This is a genomic window from Oceanomicrobium pacificus, assembly GCF_009833495.1.
Taxonomy (GTDB): domain Bacteria; phylum Pseudomonadota; class Alphaproteobacteria; order Rhodobacterales; family Rhodobacteraceae; genus Oceanomicrobium; species Oceanomicrobium pacificus.
This window is the reverse complement of sequence record NZ_WUWG01000003.1, coordinates 299,736-314,319: the sequence shown is the minus strand read 5'-3', so window position 1 is coordinate 314,319 and position 14,584 is coordinate 299,736. Positions and strand designations below refer to the sequence as shown.

13 protein-coding genes are annotated in these 14,584 nt (G+C 64.7%); 10 read left to right on the top strand and 3 right to left on the bottom strand.

Annotation, left to right across the window (positions count from 1 at the left end):
• Window positions 1-177 precede the first annotated feature (177 nt).
• The 10 genes from GSH16_RS07995 to GSH16_RS07950 all read left to right on the top strand — a co-directional run bounded on the left by GSH16_RS07995 (window position 178) and on the right by GSH16_RS07950 (window position 11,184).
• Window positions 178-576, top strand: a complete 399-nt coding sequence (locus GSH16_RS07995; protein ID WP_160853822.1) for a MerR family transcriptional regulator — start codon at window positions 178-180, stop codon at window positions 574-576.
• 111 nt (window positions 577-687) lie between these two features.
• On the top strand, window positions 688-2,466 hold the full coding sequence (locus GSH16_RS07990) for an acyl-CoA dehydrogenase C-terminal domain-containing protein (RefSeq protein ID WP_160853820.1): 1,779 nt from the start codon (window positions 688-690) through the stop codon (window positions 2,464-2,466).
• A 1-nt stretch (window position 2,467) separates the two neighbouring features.
• Entirely contained in the window at window positions 2,468-2,695 is a 228-nt protein-coding gene (locus GSH16_RS07985) for a DUF3105 domain-containing protein (RefSeq protein ID WP_160853818.1), read from the top strand.
• Window positions 2,692-3,846, top strand: a complete 1,155-nt coding sequence (locus tag GSH16_RS07980; protein ID WP_160853816.1) for an acyl-CoA dehydrogenase family protein — start codon at window positions 2,692-2,694, stop codon at window positions 3,844-3,846. Before GSH16_RS07985 ends, GSH16_RS07980 begins: the two co-directional genes overlap by 4 nt.
• Entirely contained in the window at window positions 3,846-4,490 is a 645-nt protein-coding gene (locus GSH16_RS07975) for a glutathione S-transferase family protein (protein WP_160853814.1), read from the top strand. Before GSH16_RS07980 ends, GSH16_RS07975 begins: the two co-directional genes overlap by 1 nt.
• On the top strand, window positions 4,490-4,846 hold the full coding sequence (locus GSH16_RS07970) for a hypothetical protein (protein WP_160853812.1): 357 nt from the start codon (window positions 4,490-4,492) through the stop codon (window positions 4,844-4,846). The genes GSH16_RS07975 and GSH16_RS07970 overlap by 1 nt, the downstream gene beginning before the upstream one ends.
• 13 nt (window positions 4,847-4,859) lie before the next feature.
• The gene (locus tag GSH16_RS07965; RefSeq protein ID WP_160853809.1) at window positions 4,860-6,071 is read left to right on the top strand and encodes an acetyl-CoA C-acetyltransferase; all 1,212 of its coding nucleotides are present in this window, start codon (window positions 4,860-4,862) and stop codon (window positions 6,069-6,071) included.
• Window positions 6,072-6,082: 11 nt separating this feature from the next.
• A complete protein-coding gene (locus tag GSH16_RS07960; protein WP_160853807.1) occupies window positions 6,083-8,287 on the top strand; it encodes a 3-hydroxyacyl-CoA dehydrogenase NAD-binding domain-containing protein in 2,205 nt (734 codons plus the stop codon).
• Window positions 8,288-8,421: 134 nt separating this feature from the next.
• Window positions 8,422-10,047: a long-chain-fatty-acid--CoA ligase gene (locus GSH16_RS07955; RefSeq protein WP_160853805.1), complete on the top strand. Its 1,626-nt coding sequence runs from the start codon at window positions 8,422-8,424 to the stop codon at window positions 10,045-10,047.
• 102 nt (window positions 10,048-10,149) lie between these two features.
• Window positions 10,150-11,184, top strand: coding sequence for a hypothetical protein (locus tag GSH16_RS07950; RefSeq protein WP_160853803.1), 1,035 nt, complete (start codon window positions 10,150-10,152; stop codon window positions 11,182-11,184).
• Between the two features lie 6 nt (window positions 11,185-11,190).
• Here the strand turns inward: GSH16_RS07950 and GSH16_RS07945 are convergent, their stop codons facing one another.
• The 3 genes from GSH16_RS07945 to proS are packed head-to-tail and all read right to left on the bottom strand — an operon-like array spanning window position 11,191 to window position 14,498.
• A complete protein-coding gene (locus tag GSH16_RS07945) occupies window positions 11,191-11,874 on the bottom strand; it encodes an ABC transporter ATP-binding protein (RefSeq protein ID WP_160853801.1) in 684 nt (227 codons plus the stop codon).
• Window positions 11,867-13,150, bottom strand: a complete 1,284-nt coding sequence (locus GSH16_RS07940) for a lipoprotein-releasing ABC transporter permease subunit (RefSeq protein WP_160853799.1) — start codon at window positions 13,148-13,150, stop codon at window positions 11,867-11,869. The genes GSH16_RS07945 and GSH16_RS07940 overlap by 8 nt, the downstream gene beginning before the upstream one ends.
• A 7-nt stretch (window positions 13,151-13,157) precedes the next feature.
• The gene (gene proS, locus GSH16_RS07935) at window positions 13,158-14,498 is read right to left on the bottom strand and encodes a proline--tRNA ligase (RefSeq protein ID WP_160853797.1); all 1,341 of its coding nucleotides are present in this window, start codon (window positions 14,496-14,498) and stop codon (window positions 13,158-13,160) included.
• Window positions 14,499-14,584 lie beyond the last annotated feature (86 nt).

Below are 14,584 nucleotides of genomic sequence, written 5' to 3'. Positions count from 1 at the left end.
AATTTCCGCGCCTTTCCAGAGGCTTTCGGCGGGCGGCTCCGGCTCGACTTGACGTTAAGGTCACATAACGTTGCGTAAACTTGACGTTAACGTCAAGGTAAAGCCTTGCAATGCACCCTCCGATTGCGCACCTTTGCGTCATAAGGTTCAACAACAAAACACCGGAGGAGCGCCGCAATGACTGACGAGCTCTATACCATTGGTGAAATGTGCGAGACCTATGACGTAACGCCCCGCACACTTCGCTTCTATGAAGCCAAGGAGCTTCTGTTTCCCAAGCGCGAAGGCCAGAAACGTCTGTTCACCCGACGCGACCGGGCCCGGCTGAAACTCATCCTGCAGGGCAAGCGCTTCGGCTTCTCGCTGGAGGAGATCCGCCAGCTGCTCAACCTCTATGACATTGGCGACCAGCAGGTCACGCAGATGGCCCGCACCTATGAGCTGGGCTGCGATCGGCTGCGCGCGATGGAAGAGCAGCGCGAGGAACTGACGACCGCGATCGAGGACCTCAAGGAACAGCTGCGCTGGGGCGAGGAATTCCTGGCCTCCAAGGGCGTCAAACGCGCCGCGGAATAATCCCGCGGGCCGCGCACGCAGCGCACCGAAAATCACCGACACAGCCGGTTCCGGGCGGCGACCTTTCCGGAACCGACCAAAACCATTCTGACACCGCCGACGGAGAGAGTTATGCCTGTCTACAACCCGCCGGTGAAGGACCTGTCCTTTGTCCTTCACGAGACCCTCAACGTGCATGAAAGCGATGTGCCCGGCTATGACGAGCTGGACCGCGACTTCACCTCCGCCATTCTGGAGGAAGCCGGCAAGATCGCGCGGGACGTGATGGCGCCGCTCAACGCTGTCGGCGATCAGGAAGGCTGCACGCTCGACAATGGCGTCGTGCGCACGCCCAAAGGGTTCAAGGAAGCCTTCGACACGCAGCGCGAGGGCGGCTGGACCGGGCTCGACTGCGACCCCGAATATGGCGGCCAGGGCATGCCCTATGTGCTCGCCACCGCAGTTGGCGAGACCTTCTCGGCGGCCAACATGGCCTTCAACATGTATGCCGGCCTGACCCACGGCGCCTATTCCGCAATCCACGCGCATGGCACCGACGAACAGAAGGCCACCTTCCTGCCCAAGATGGTCACCTGCGAATGGACCGGCACCATGAACCTGACGGAGCCGCATTGCGGCACCGATCTGGGCCTGATGCGCACCAAGGCCGAACCGCAGGATGACGGCAGCTACAAGATCTCCGGCCAGAAGATCTTCATCTCCGCCGGCGACCATGACATGTCTGACAATGTGATCCACCTCGTCCTCGCCAAGATCCCCGGCGGTCCCGAGGGCGTGAAGGGCATCTCGCTCTTCATCGTGCCGAAGTTCCTAGTGAACGAGGATGGTTCGGTCGGCGCGCGCAACGGCGTTTCCGTCGGCTCCATCGAGGAAAAGATGGGCATCCACGGCAACTCCACCTGCGTGATGAACTATGACGAGGCGACCGGCTATCTGCTGGGCACCGAGCATAAGGGCATGCGTGCCATGTTCACGATGATGAACGAGGCCCGTCTCGGCGTTGGCCTGCAGGGCTACGCCCAGGCCGAGGTCGCCTATCAGAATGCCGTGGAATATGCGAAGGACCGGCTGCAGGGCCGCGCCGTCACCGGTGTCGAGAACCCCGATGGTCCGGCCGATCCGCTGATCGTGCATCCCGATATCCGCCGCAACCTGATGGATCAGAAGAGCTTCGTGGAAGGCGCACGGGCCTTCGCGCTGTGGGGCGCGACGCTCATCGACGCGCATCACCGCGCCGGAGATGCGGATGCCAACGGCCTGATCTCTCTGATGACACCGGTCATCAAGGGCTTCCTGACCGACAAGGGCTTCGACATGACCATTCAGGCCCAGCAGGTCTATGGCGGTCACGGCTATATCGAGGAATGGGGCATGTCCCAGTTCGCCCGCGACGCCCGGATCGCCATGATCTACGAAGGTGCCAACGGCGTGCAGGCGCTTGACCTTGTCGGCCGCAAGCTGGCGCAGGATGGCGGCAAGCATGTCATGGCCTTCTTCGATCTGGTGAAAAGCTTCATCAAGGAAAACGAGGGCAACGAAGCGCTGAAGGCCGACTTCCTCGACCCGCTGAAAGCGGCGTCGAAGGACCTGCAGGCGGCCGGCATGTTCTTCATGCAGAACGGCATGAAGAACCCCAATGCCGCGCTCTCCGGCTCGACCGATTTCATGCATCTCTTCGGGCATGTCTGCCTCGGTCTGATGTGGGCCCGCATGGCCAAGGCCGCGCAGGCCGCACTCGACGCGGGCACCGGTGACGCTGCCTTCTACGAGACCAAGATCGCCACCGGCCGCTATTACATGCAGCGCCAGCTGCCGGCGACGGCGATGCATCTGGCCCGCATCAACAGCGGTGCCGACACGGTCATGGCGCTGGACGCCGAGGCCTTCTGAGATGGCGAAGCGCTTGCCACTGCCCAAGCGCTTCAACGCGGCCCTGACCGAAGACGCCTATGCGCGTCTTCGGTCGCTCAACGCGGAATACGGGTTGGGCAACAACTATCTGCTGGTGGTCCTGCTCGAAGGGCTGGACCGCTATGCCGACGACGACCAACTGAGAAAAGTCTTCGAAGACTTCATCGCCGAATATGGCGCGCCGAAACCGGGAGAGATGAAGAAATGAGCTTTGCCAATCTGCCGAGCCGCTGGATGACCGACGAGCACCGGATGCTCGAGGAGATGACCCACCAGTTCATCGCCGAACAATGGGCGCCGCATTTCGAACGCTGGCGCAAGCAGGGCGAGATGGATCGCGAGACCTGGCAGCAGGCGGGCGAGATGGGGCTGCTCTGCGCCTCGATCCCCGAGGAATATGGCGGCGCCGGCGGGGATTTCGGCCATGAGGCCGTGATCTACATGGAAAGCTCGCGGGCCAACCTGGCCAGCTGGGGCAACCCGATCCATTCGGGCATCGTGGCCCATTACATCCTCGAATATGGCACCGAGGACCAGAAACAGCGCTGGCTGCCGAAGATGGCAACAGGCGAACTGGTCGGCGCGCTGGCGATGACCGAACCCTCCACCGGGTCGGACGTGCAGGCGATCAAGACCAAGGCCGTCAAGGCCGGCAACAGCTACCGCCTGTCGGGCCAGAAGACCTTCATCACCAACGGCCAGCATGCGAACCTGATCCTTGTCGCGGCCAAAACCGACCCGTCGGCGGGCGCCAAAGGCGTGTCGCTCATGGTCGTGGAAACCGACGGCGCGGACGGGTTCAGCCGTGGGCGCAACCTTGACAAGATCGGGCTGAAAGCCGCGGACACGTCCGAGCTCTTTTTCGACAATGTCGAACTGCCGCCGGAGAACCTGCTCGGCACCGAGGAAGGCCGCGGCTTCTACCAGATGATGGAACAGCTGCCGCAGGAGCGGCTGACGATCGGTTGCGGCGCGGTCGGTGCGATGGAAGGCGCGGTGGCACGCACCATCGATTATTGCAAGGAGCGCGAGGCTTTCGGCGGGCCGCTCACACAGTTCCAGAACACCCGCTTCAAGCTGGCCGAGGCCAAGACCAACACGGTCGTGGCGCGGACCTTCCTCGATCGTTGCATCGAAGCGCATATGCGCGGCGAACTGTCGAACGAGACCGCATCGATGCAGAAATACTGGCTGAGCGACCTGCAGGGCCAGGTGATCGACGAGTGCCTGCAACTGCATGGCGGCTACGGGTTCATGACGGAATATCCGGTCGCGGAAATGTGGACCGATGCCCGCGTGCAGCGCATCTATGGCGGCACGAACGAGATCATGAAGGAACTGATCGCGAGGACGCTCTGATGGCTGCCGAATATCGTCTCCACTGTTTCGCCCAGTCCGGCAATGCCTACAAGGTGGCGCTGATGCTGGAACTGTGCGGCGCCGACTGGGAACCCGTCTTTGTCGATTTCTTCAAGGGCGCCGCGCGCAGCGATGCCTACAAGGCATTGAACGAGATGGCCGAAGTGCCGACGCTCGAACATGGCGACCTGCGCCTCAGCCAGTCGGGCGTGATCCTCGACTATCTGGCGGAGGTTTTCGGCCGCTTCGGGCCGCGCAATGCGGAAGAGCGGCGCGAGATCCTGCGCTGGACGCTGTGGGACAATCACAAGCTGACGGCAAACCTCGCCACCGGGCGATTCATGATGAACTTTCTGCCCGAGGAAAAGCGCAACGCCGATGTCACGGGTTTCCTGATGGGCCGGGCCAAGGCGGCGATGGCGGTGCTCGACGCGCGGCTCGACGGGCGCGACTGGATCGTCGGCGATGCGATGACCATCGCGGACCTGTCCTGCATCGGCTACCTCTATTTCACCGACGAGGTGGGCATCGACATGGCCGCCTATCCCAATATCGCCCGCTGGCGCGACGCGATCGCCGCCCTGCCCGGCTGGAAACATCCCTATGACCTGATGCCCGGCCACCCGCTGGGGACCGGCGCCTGATGGTTCTGGCGCAGCATAGCCTGCTGGCGCTGGCCGCCGCGTCCTGCGCGGCCCTCGGCCTTGCCGCCCACCGCGCGGCCCTCGCCCACCCCGATCCGTCGGATCTGGGCAGCGACACGCGGTGGCGAATGCTTTTCGTGCGGCTGGTCGGCGGCACGGTGCTCGTCATGGTGGCCGTGCAGGCGGTCTGGCGCGACGGGCTTGTTGGCCCGGGCTTAGCGGCGCTCGGCCTGCTGGCGCTTGTCCTCGCCGCGCCGCGCCTGCCCGCATTGGCGCGGCTCGCGCCCTTTCAACTCATGCTCGCCGGCGCAGGCCTGCTGCTGGCGATCCTCTTCTGGTTAACCCAAGTCACGTGAAGGAGTGTTCTCGATGACAGACGCTTATATCTACGACGCCGTGCGGTCCCCCCGCGGCAAGGGCCGCAAGGACGGCTCGCTGCATGAAGTCACCTCCGTCCGCCTGTCGGCCGAGGTGCTGAACGCGATCAAGACCCGCAACAATCTCGACACGGCCGCGGTCGAAGACGTGATCTGGGGCAACGTCACTCAGGTTGGCGAACAGGGCGGCTGCCTTGCGCGTTCGGCTGTGCTCCTGTCCGACTTCAATGAAAGCGTGCCGGGCGTGGCGATCAACCGCTTTTGCGCCTCCGGCCTCGAAGCCACCAACATGGCCGCCAACCAGGTGCGCGGCGGTGCCGGTCAGGCCTATGTGTCGGGCGGGGTCGAGATGATGGGCCGCGTCGCGATGGGGTCCGATGGTGCGGCGATTGCCGTCGATCCGTCGCTGGCGATGAAGACCTATTTCGTGCCGCAGGGCATTTCCGCCGATATTATCGCGACCGAATACGGGTTCTCCCGTGACGATTGCGACGCCTATGCGGTCGAGAGCCAGAAGCGCGCCGCCGCCGCATGGGAAGACGGCCGGTTCGACAAATCGATCGTGACGATCAAGGACCAGAACGGCCTGACGATCCTCGACCGTGACGAATATATGCGTCCGGGCACCGACATGCAGTCGCTGGGCAGCCTGAAACCGTCCTTCAAGGATATGGGCGAGGTGATGCCGGGCTTCGACGCCGTGGCGCTCCTGAAATACCCGCATCTGGAGAAGATCAACCACGTGCACCATGCCGGCAACTCGTCGGGCATTGTCGACGGCGCCGCAGCGCTGCTCGTCGGCACCAAGGAGTTCGGCGAGGCCCACGGCCTGAAGCCGCGCGCGCGCATCCGCGCAACCGCCAAGATCGGCACCGATCCGACGATCATGCTGACCGGCCCGGTTCCGGTGACCGAGAAGATCCTGAAAGAGAGCGGCATGGCCATCTCCGATATCGATCTGTTCGAGGTGAATGAGGCCTTCGCATCCGTCGTGCTGCGCTTCATGCAGGCCTTCGATGTCGACCATGACAAGGTGAACGTGAATGGCGGTTCCATCGCCATGGGCCACCCGCTTGGCGCCACCGGTGCGATGATCATCGGCACCGCGCTCGACGAGCTGGAGCGGTCCGGCAAGGAAACCGCGCTCGCCACGCTCTGCATCGCATCCGGCATGGGTGCGGCCACCATCATCGAACGCGTGTAAGGAGACCCGACATGGCCAAGACCTTCCACTATTCCGTCGATGCCGACGGCGTCGCCACCATCGCCTGGGACAAGCCCGACGCGAACATGAACGTCATGACGCGCGATGCGTTCGAGGAGTTCGAGACGCTCTTTGACGGCGCCATCGCCGATGATGCCGTGAAAGGCGTCATCATCACCTCCGCGAAGAAGGATTTCGCGGGCGGGATGGACCTGAACGTGCTCGCGCAGATCCGTCAGGAAGCCGGGGACAATCCGGCTCAGGCGCTGTTCGACTTCACGATGAACGGCCACCGCATCTTGCGCAAGATCGAGCGCAACGCGATGGACCCGAAGACCAACAAGGGCGGCAAGCCGGTGGTCTGGGCGACGCCCGGCACCTCGGCCGGCATCGGCACAGAGATCGCGCTCGCCTGTCACCACCGGATCGCGGCGGACAATCCGAAGGCCAAGATCGGCCTGCCGGAAATCCTTGTCGGCCTGTTCCCGGGTGCCGGCGGCACAACGCGTCTTGTGCGGATGATGGGTGCCATGGCAGCCTCTCCGCTCCTGCTCGAAGGCAAGATGCTCGCGCCCGCCAAGGCCAAGGCAGCGGGCCTCATCGACGAGGTCGTGCCGGCCGACGAGCTTCTCGACCGCGCCAAGGCATGGGTGCTGAACGCAAAGGATGCCGACATCATCAAACCGTGGGATGCCAAGGGCTACAAGATGCCCGGCGGCGCCCCCTACCACCCGGCCGGTTTCATGACTTTCGTGGGTGCGTCGGCCATGGTGCACGGCAAGACGCAGGGCGTCTATCCGGCCGCCAAGGCGCTGCTCTCGGCAGTCTATGAAGGTGCGATGGTGCCTTTCGACACGGCGCTGAAGATCGAGGCGCGCTGGTTCACCAAGGTTCTGATGAACCCCTCCTCTGCCGCGATGATCCGCTCGCTCTTCATCAACAAGCAGGCGCTCGAAAAAGGCGCTGTGCGTCCCGATGTGGCCGATCAGAGCGTCAAGAAGGTCGGCATCCTCGGCGCCGGCATGATGGGCGCAGGCATTGCCTATGTCTCGGCCATGGCCGGTATCGAGGTGGTGCTGATCGACCGCGAGCAGGACGCCGCCGACCGTGGCAAGTCCCATGTCGAGGATATTCTTGCCGAAGGCGTGAAGCGCAAGAAGACCACCGAGGAGAAGAAGGCGCAGGTGCTTGACCGCGTGCTGGCCTCCACCCGCTACGAGGACCTGAAGGGCTGCGACCTGATCGTCGAGGCCGTGTTCGAGGATCCGGGCATCAAGGCCGAAGTGACCAAGCTCGCCGAAGCCCAGCTGGACGAGAACGCCGTCTTCGCAACCAACACCTCCACCCTGCCGATCACGGAACTGGCCAAGGCCTCTGTCCGGCCGGAGCAGTTCATCGGCATCCACTTCTTCTCGCCGGTGCACAAGATGATGCTCGTCGAGATCATCAAGGGCAAAGAGACCGGCGACGTGGCCGTGGCCAAGGCGCTCGACTTCGTGCGCCAGATCCGCAAGACGCCGATCGTTGTCAACGATGCGCGCTTCTTCTACGCCAACCGCTGCATCATCCCCTATCTCAACGAAGGGGCGCGGATGGTCGGCGAAGGGGTCGAACCGGCGCTGATCGAACATGCGGCCAAACAGCTCGGCATGCCGCTCGGCCCGCTGCAGCTGATGGACGAGACCTCCATCGACCTCGGCGTGAAAATCGCCAAGGCGACCAAGGCCGCGATGGGCGACGCCTATCCGGCCGGCGCGGCCGACGAGGTGATCTTCAAGCTCTTCGACGAGGGCCGGCTGGGCCGCAAATCGAAGGCCGGCTTCTACGACTATGACGAGAAGGGCAAGCGGCAGGGCCTCTGGTCCGGTCTGCGCGACAACTGGACCCCGGCGGACGAACAGCCAGACCTGACGACCGTGCAGCACCGTCTCGCGATGGCCCAGACACTCGAAGCGGTCCGTGCGCTTGAAGAGGGCGTTCTGATGGATGTGCGCGAGGGTGATGTGGGCGCGATCCTCGGCTGGGGCTTCATGCCTTGGTCCGGCGGTCCGCTCAGCTGGCTTGACATTCTGGGCGCGACCAAGGCCGTAGAGATCTGTGACGATCTGACCGACCGCTTCGGCGACCGGTTCGCCGCACCCGCGCTGCTGCGCGATATGGCGGCCAAGGGCGAAAGCTTCTACGGCCGGTTCGCGCCGGATGCCGAAGCCGCCTGACCGCTCCAGCCTGACGGCATGAATTGCCCGGTCCCCGTTCTGGGGGCCGGGCTTTTTCATGGCCCGACCCGCGGGGGGATTGCCGGACCGGTGCAAGCTGCTACCGTTGCAGGAAAAGACGGGAGGCGATGCCAATGCACAACCTGATGCAATCCTATCCGCTACGCGTGTCGGAGATCATCGACCATGCGGCGCGCTATCATGGCAATCGCCCTGTCCTGACGCGCCTGCAGGACGGCACAATCGAGGAAACCCGCTATGCCGACGTCCGGACCGGCGCGATGCGGCTGGCGCAGGCGCTGCGGCGCTGGGGCATCGCGCGCGGCGACGTGGTCGGCGTGATGGCCTGGAACAGCGCGCGGATGATGGAGGTCTGGTACGGCGTGCCGGGTGCAGGGGCCGTGCTCCACACGCTGAACCCACGGCTCTTTGCCGACCAGCTTGTCTATGTGATCAACCATGCGGGAAACCGGATGCTTCTGGTCGACCCGGACCTGCTGCCGGTCGTCACCGCGATCCGCGACCGGCTCGATACGGTCGAGGCGATCATCGTCATGTCCGACGATGGTGCCCTGCCCGCCGATGCGCCCGCGGGCGCCATGGCCTATGCCGAGTTCGTCGGCGCGGAAGATGGTGACGGTTTCTGGACCACGGGCGACGAAACGGACGCCTGCGGCATCTGCTACACATCGGGCACGACCGGCAATCCCAAGGGGGTCGTCTACACCCATCGCTCCAACCTTCTGCACGCCATGTCGATGCTGCAACCCGACATGCTCGGCTTTTCATCCGCGGACCGGGTGATGCCGGTCGTGCCGCTCTTCCATGCGAACGGCTGGTCCATCGGCTTTTCCGCGCCGATGGCGGGTGCGTCGCTGGTCATGCCGGGGCGCGACCTGACACCGGCAGGCATCTGCCAGATGCTCGACCTCGGCGTGACCGTGACCGCCGCCGTGCCGACCGTCTGGCTGATGCTCTTGCAGCATCTGGAAGCCGAGGGCCGCGGCCTGCCCGATCTGGAGCGGGTTTTCATCGGCGGTTCCTCCTGTCCCCGCGCAGTGATCGAGACCTTCCAGAACAGGTACGGCGTACAGGTGATGCACGCTTGGGGCATGACGGAAATCTCACCCGTCGGCACGATCTGCAGCTTCAAGCCCGAGGTGCGCGCCCGGTCCGGGGCCGAACGCGTCGACGTGCAGGAAACGGTGGGCCATCCGCCCTTCGGCGTGGAACTGAAGATCACCGACGATGCGGACCAAGACCTGCCCTGGGACGGCAAGACGCAAGGCCGGCTCTGGACACGGGGCGCGGCCGTGCTGGCCCGCTACCTGAAGGCCGATGCACCTGCCACGGATGCGGAGAACTGGTTCGACACGGGCGATGTGGCGACCATCGATCCGCTCGGCTATGTCCGGATCACCGACCGGTCCAAGGATGTCATCAAGTCGGGCGGGGAATGGATATCCTCCATCGATCTTGAGAATGCGGCGGTCGGCCATCCGGACGTGGCGGAAGCCGCGGCGATCGGGATGCCGCATCCGAAATGGGACGAGCGGCCGCTTCTGTGCGTGGTGCCGAAAGCCGGTGCCACACCCGAAAAGAGCGAGATTATCGACCTGATCGCGCAGCATGTCGCGAAATGGCAGTTGCCGGACGACGTGATTTTCCTCGACGCGTTGCCGCACACAGCAACCGGCAAGATCTCCAAGCTGCACCTGCGCGAACAGATCCATGCCTCGGGCTACTCACTTCCCGGATGACCTTGCCCGAGCAGGCGTTTATCGTCTGGCCATGGCAAGAAATCCCGAGTCGCCCATGACGCAGATGCGCATCCCTGCCCCGGACCGAGGGGCCACCCACGCGTGACCGCGCTCGACCAATATGAACGGCTGGAGGCAGTCGGCCTCTGGCGGGAAACGCCGCAAGCCGCGCCGCGCGAGGTGATCGTGTCCTTCGGCAATGCCACGCTCGTCCTGAGCGACATGAAGGATGTGACGCTGACCCACTGGTCGCTCACCGCGACCCGCCGCTTCGCCGAAGACGAGACAGGCGTCACCTTCTCGCCCGACAGTGACGGCGCGGAGGCGCTGACCATTGCCGACCCGCTGATGATCGAGGCGATCGAACGGATCTCCACCGCCGCGCGCAGCCTGCCCGAGCGGCGGCGGCCGGTCTGGCCATGGGTGGCCGGCGGGCTGTTCGCCGCGCTCGTGGTGGCTGCGGTCATGGTCGGACCCGAGATCGCCGGCAGCCTGCTGCGCGGCAAGATCGCGCCCGTGCAGCGGGACCGGATCGGCATCCAGATCGTGGCGGAGATGCGGGAGTCGGGCCAGACCATCTGCCGGAACCGGCGCGGTCAGACGGCTCTGGACCGGATCGTGGCGCGGGTGGCACCCGGCAGCGGCTGGTCGGCGCGGGTCTTCCGGCACCATGCCGCGCGCATCTTCGCCATCCCCGGCCAGCGGCTGATGATCAGTTCCGGCCTTGTAGCGGGCGCGCGCGACCCGGACGCGCTGGCCGGATGGATCGCGCTGGAAATCGAAGAGGCCGCGCTGGAAGCGCCGCTCGATGCGCTGCTCGCCGATGACAGTCTGGTCGAGCAGATCGATGTGCTGCGGCGCGGCGGGCTAGATGCGGCCGAACGGCAGGCCGCAATCGACACCTATCTGTCCATGCCGCTGGCAGACCGGCCCGAAGCGGACCCGGCCACGATGGAACGGCTGGCAGCGGCGGACCTGCCGACCGTGCCGCTCTCCACCGCGCTCGCATGGGCCGCCCCCGATCCCGACCGCGTGGCCGCAATGCGGCGCGCGAACACGATCGATCCGGACAGCCCCTATACCCCGTCGCTTGACGATTTTTCCTGGATCACGCTGCAGGCGATCTGCGCGGACTGAAACCGCTCAGGCCGCGACCAGCCGCCCGGCATCGAGCCGGACCACACGGTCCATCTTCGCCGCCAGTTCGTGATTGTGCGTGGCAATCAGCGCCGACAGGCCGGTATCGCGCACCAGATCGAGCAGGATGTCGAACACCTGATCGGAGGTTTCGGGATCGAGATTGCCGGTGGGCTCGTCGGCCAGAAGCAGGTCGGGCGCATTGGCGAGCGCCCGGCAGAATGCCACGCGCTGCTGCTCGCCGCCCGACAGTTCCGCCGGCCGGTGATCGAGCCGCGCTTCCAGGCCGATCTGGCCGAGGAGCGCCCGTGCCCGGTCTTCGGCCGCCGCCTTGGCGACCCCGTTGGCCTGCTGCGGCAGGACGACATTCTCCAGCGCGGAAAACTCCGGCAGCAAATGGTGGAACTGGTAGATGAAGCCGACATGGGCGCGGCGCAGACGGGTCCGTTCGCGGTCGCGCGCGCCCGAGGCCTCCCGCCCGAGCACATGGACCGAGCCGGCATCCGCCGTGTCGAGAAGCCCCGCAATATGCAGAAGCGTCGACTTACCCGCGCCCGAGGGGGCGACCAGGCCCACGACCTCCCCCCGCGCAAGCGCGATATCGGCCCCGTCGAGCACGGTAATCTCGTTCGGCTTGCCGGGGTGGAACCGCTTGGTGACACCCGACAGGCGCAGCACGGCATCACTCATAGCGCAGGGCCTCCACCGGGTTCATCCGCGCCGCCGCACGCGCCGGAAATATGGTGATGACGAAGGACAGGCCCAGCGCCATCAGCATCGCGGCAGACACATCCTGCCAGCGCAGCCGCGCCGGAATCTCGGTCAGGAAACGGATCTCCGGATCCCAGACCTGCCCGCCGCTGATCCATTCGACCAGCGCTTGGATGTCCTGAATATAGTAGGCGAAGAGGCAGCCGAGGATGACGCCGAGGAACGTGCCGATCACGCCGATCATCGACCCGCAGATGAAGAAGATGCGCAGGATCGAGCCCTGGCTCAGGCCCATCGTGCGCAGGATGCCGATGTCGCGGCCCTTGTTTTTCACCAGCATCACCAGACCAGAGATGATGTTCATCGCCGCGATGAGCACGACCAGCGACAGAATGATGAACATGACCCGCCGCTCCACATCGAGCGCTGACAGGAACGCGCCCGATGCATCCTTCCACGTCCAGACAAGATTCTGCCCGCCAGCGGCTTCGATGATCGGCAGGTAATACTGGTCCACCTCCTGCGGAGACTGGACCAGCACCTCGATCTCGTCGGCCGTGCCTTCGCGGTCGAAATAGCTCTGTGCCTCGTCGAAGGGCAGATAGACCCGCGTCCGATCGATATCGTACCGCCCGACGCTGAAAATATAGACCACCTCGTAATCGTTGATCCGTGGCGCGGTGCCGAAGGCCGTTTTCACCCCGTTCGGCGAGATGAGCGTGATGAAATCGCCGACCCGCAGGCCAAGCTCGCGGGCCACCCCCTGCCCGACCGCGATCCCTTCGGGGAAGCGCGACAGGTCGCCCTCCGCGGTTTCGGGATTGGCGATGAGCGGCAGGGTCTGCATGTCTTCCGGCCGCTCGCCATAGACTTCCACGCCTGCGTTGCGCTCGTTGCCAGAGGCCATGACCTGCCCGCGGATGATCGGGGCCGCACGGGTCACACCAGGCACCGCCGCGACACGTGCGGTCAGATCATCATAGTCGGTGATCGCGCGGCTGCGGTTGCCGTTCGCATCCTCGTAGAGCGCCGAATAGACGGTCACATGCGCGTTGGCGCCAAGGATGCGGTCGGTGAACTCCTCGCGGAAACCGTACATGACCGCCTGCACGACGATCAGCGTGCCGACGCCCAGCATCACACCGATCAGCGCGTACCAGGCGATGACCGAAATGCCGCCATCCTTGCGGCGCGCGCGCAGATAGCGCCATGCAATGGCCCATTCGAAACCGGCAAAGGGGCGCGTCGCGGCCATCTGTGGCTCAGAGCCCGGCGTAAATGTCGGCGCAGCGCGCGAGCGCGTCTGCGGGCGTCAGCAACTCGCTCTCGCCCGTGCGGCGCGAGGTCAGTTCGACCTTGCCTTCCTTCAGGCCGCGCGGCCCGACGGTGATCCGCCACGGCAGACCGATCAGGTCCATGGTGGCGAATTTCGCGCCGGCCCGTTCCTCGCGGTCATCATAAAGCGGGTCGAGACCGGCCGCCGTCAGGTCCGCATAGAGCTTGTCGCAAGCCGCGTCCGTATCCGTATCGCCCTGCCTCAGGTTCACGATGCCGACGCGGAACGGTGTCACGCCTTCGGGCCAGATGATCCCGTTCTCGTCATGATTGGCCTCGATGAGCGCGCCCACCAGACGCGACACGCCGATCCCGTGGCTGCCCATCTCGACCGGCTTGCGCGACCCGTCCGGCATGACCACCTCGGCGCCGAGCGCTTCGGAATATTTCGTGCCGAAGTAGAAGATCTGGCCGACCTCGATGCCGCGGGCGGACTTTCGACGGTCTGCGGGCACCTCTGCCTCGAAGAGCGCTTCGTCATGGGTTTCGTCCGTGCGGGCGTAAGGCGCGGTGAACTCGTCCACGATCGCCTGGCACTCCGCAACATTGTCGAAATCCACCGAACGGTCGCCCAGCGACAGATCGGTCACGGAGCGGTCGTAGAAGACCTCGCTCTCGCCCGTATCGGCCAGCACCAGAAACTCGTGGCTGTAATCGCCGCCGATCGGACCGGTGTCCGCCTTCATCGGGATCGCCTGCAGGCCCATGCGCTCATAGGTGCGCAGGTAGCTCACCATATGGCGGTTGTAGGCGTGGATCGCGGATGCCTCGTCAATGTCGAAACTGTAGCCGTCCTTCATGTAGAACTCGCGGCCGCGCATCACCCCGAAACGCGGGCGGATCTCGTCGCGGAATTTCCACTGGATGTGGTAGAGGGTCTTCGGCAGTTCCTTGTAGCTGTTCACCGTGGAGCGGAAGATATCGGTAATCAGCTCCTCGTTCGTCGGCCCGTAGAGCATGTCGCGATTGTGCCGATCGGTGATGCGCAGCATCTCCTGCCCGTAATCGTCATAGCGGCCGCTTTCCCGCCAGAGGTCTGCCGATTGCAGCGTCGGCATCAGCATCGGGATATGGCCCGCGCGGATCTGCTCCTCATGCACGATATCTTCGAGACGGCGCAGCACCTTGAAGCCGAGCGGCAGCCAGGAATAGATCCCGGCACTGGCCTGACGGATCATGCCGGCGCGCAGCATCAGCCGGTGCGAGGCGATCTGGGCCTCGGCCGGGGTCTCCTTGAGGACGGGCAGGAAATAGCGGGACAGACGCATATGGATGACTCTGGATCTGGCGGTTTCAACTCGATCAGAGGTGTAGGCCAAGCCCGCGACAGGCGCAATGGCGCGCGCGTCGCGGA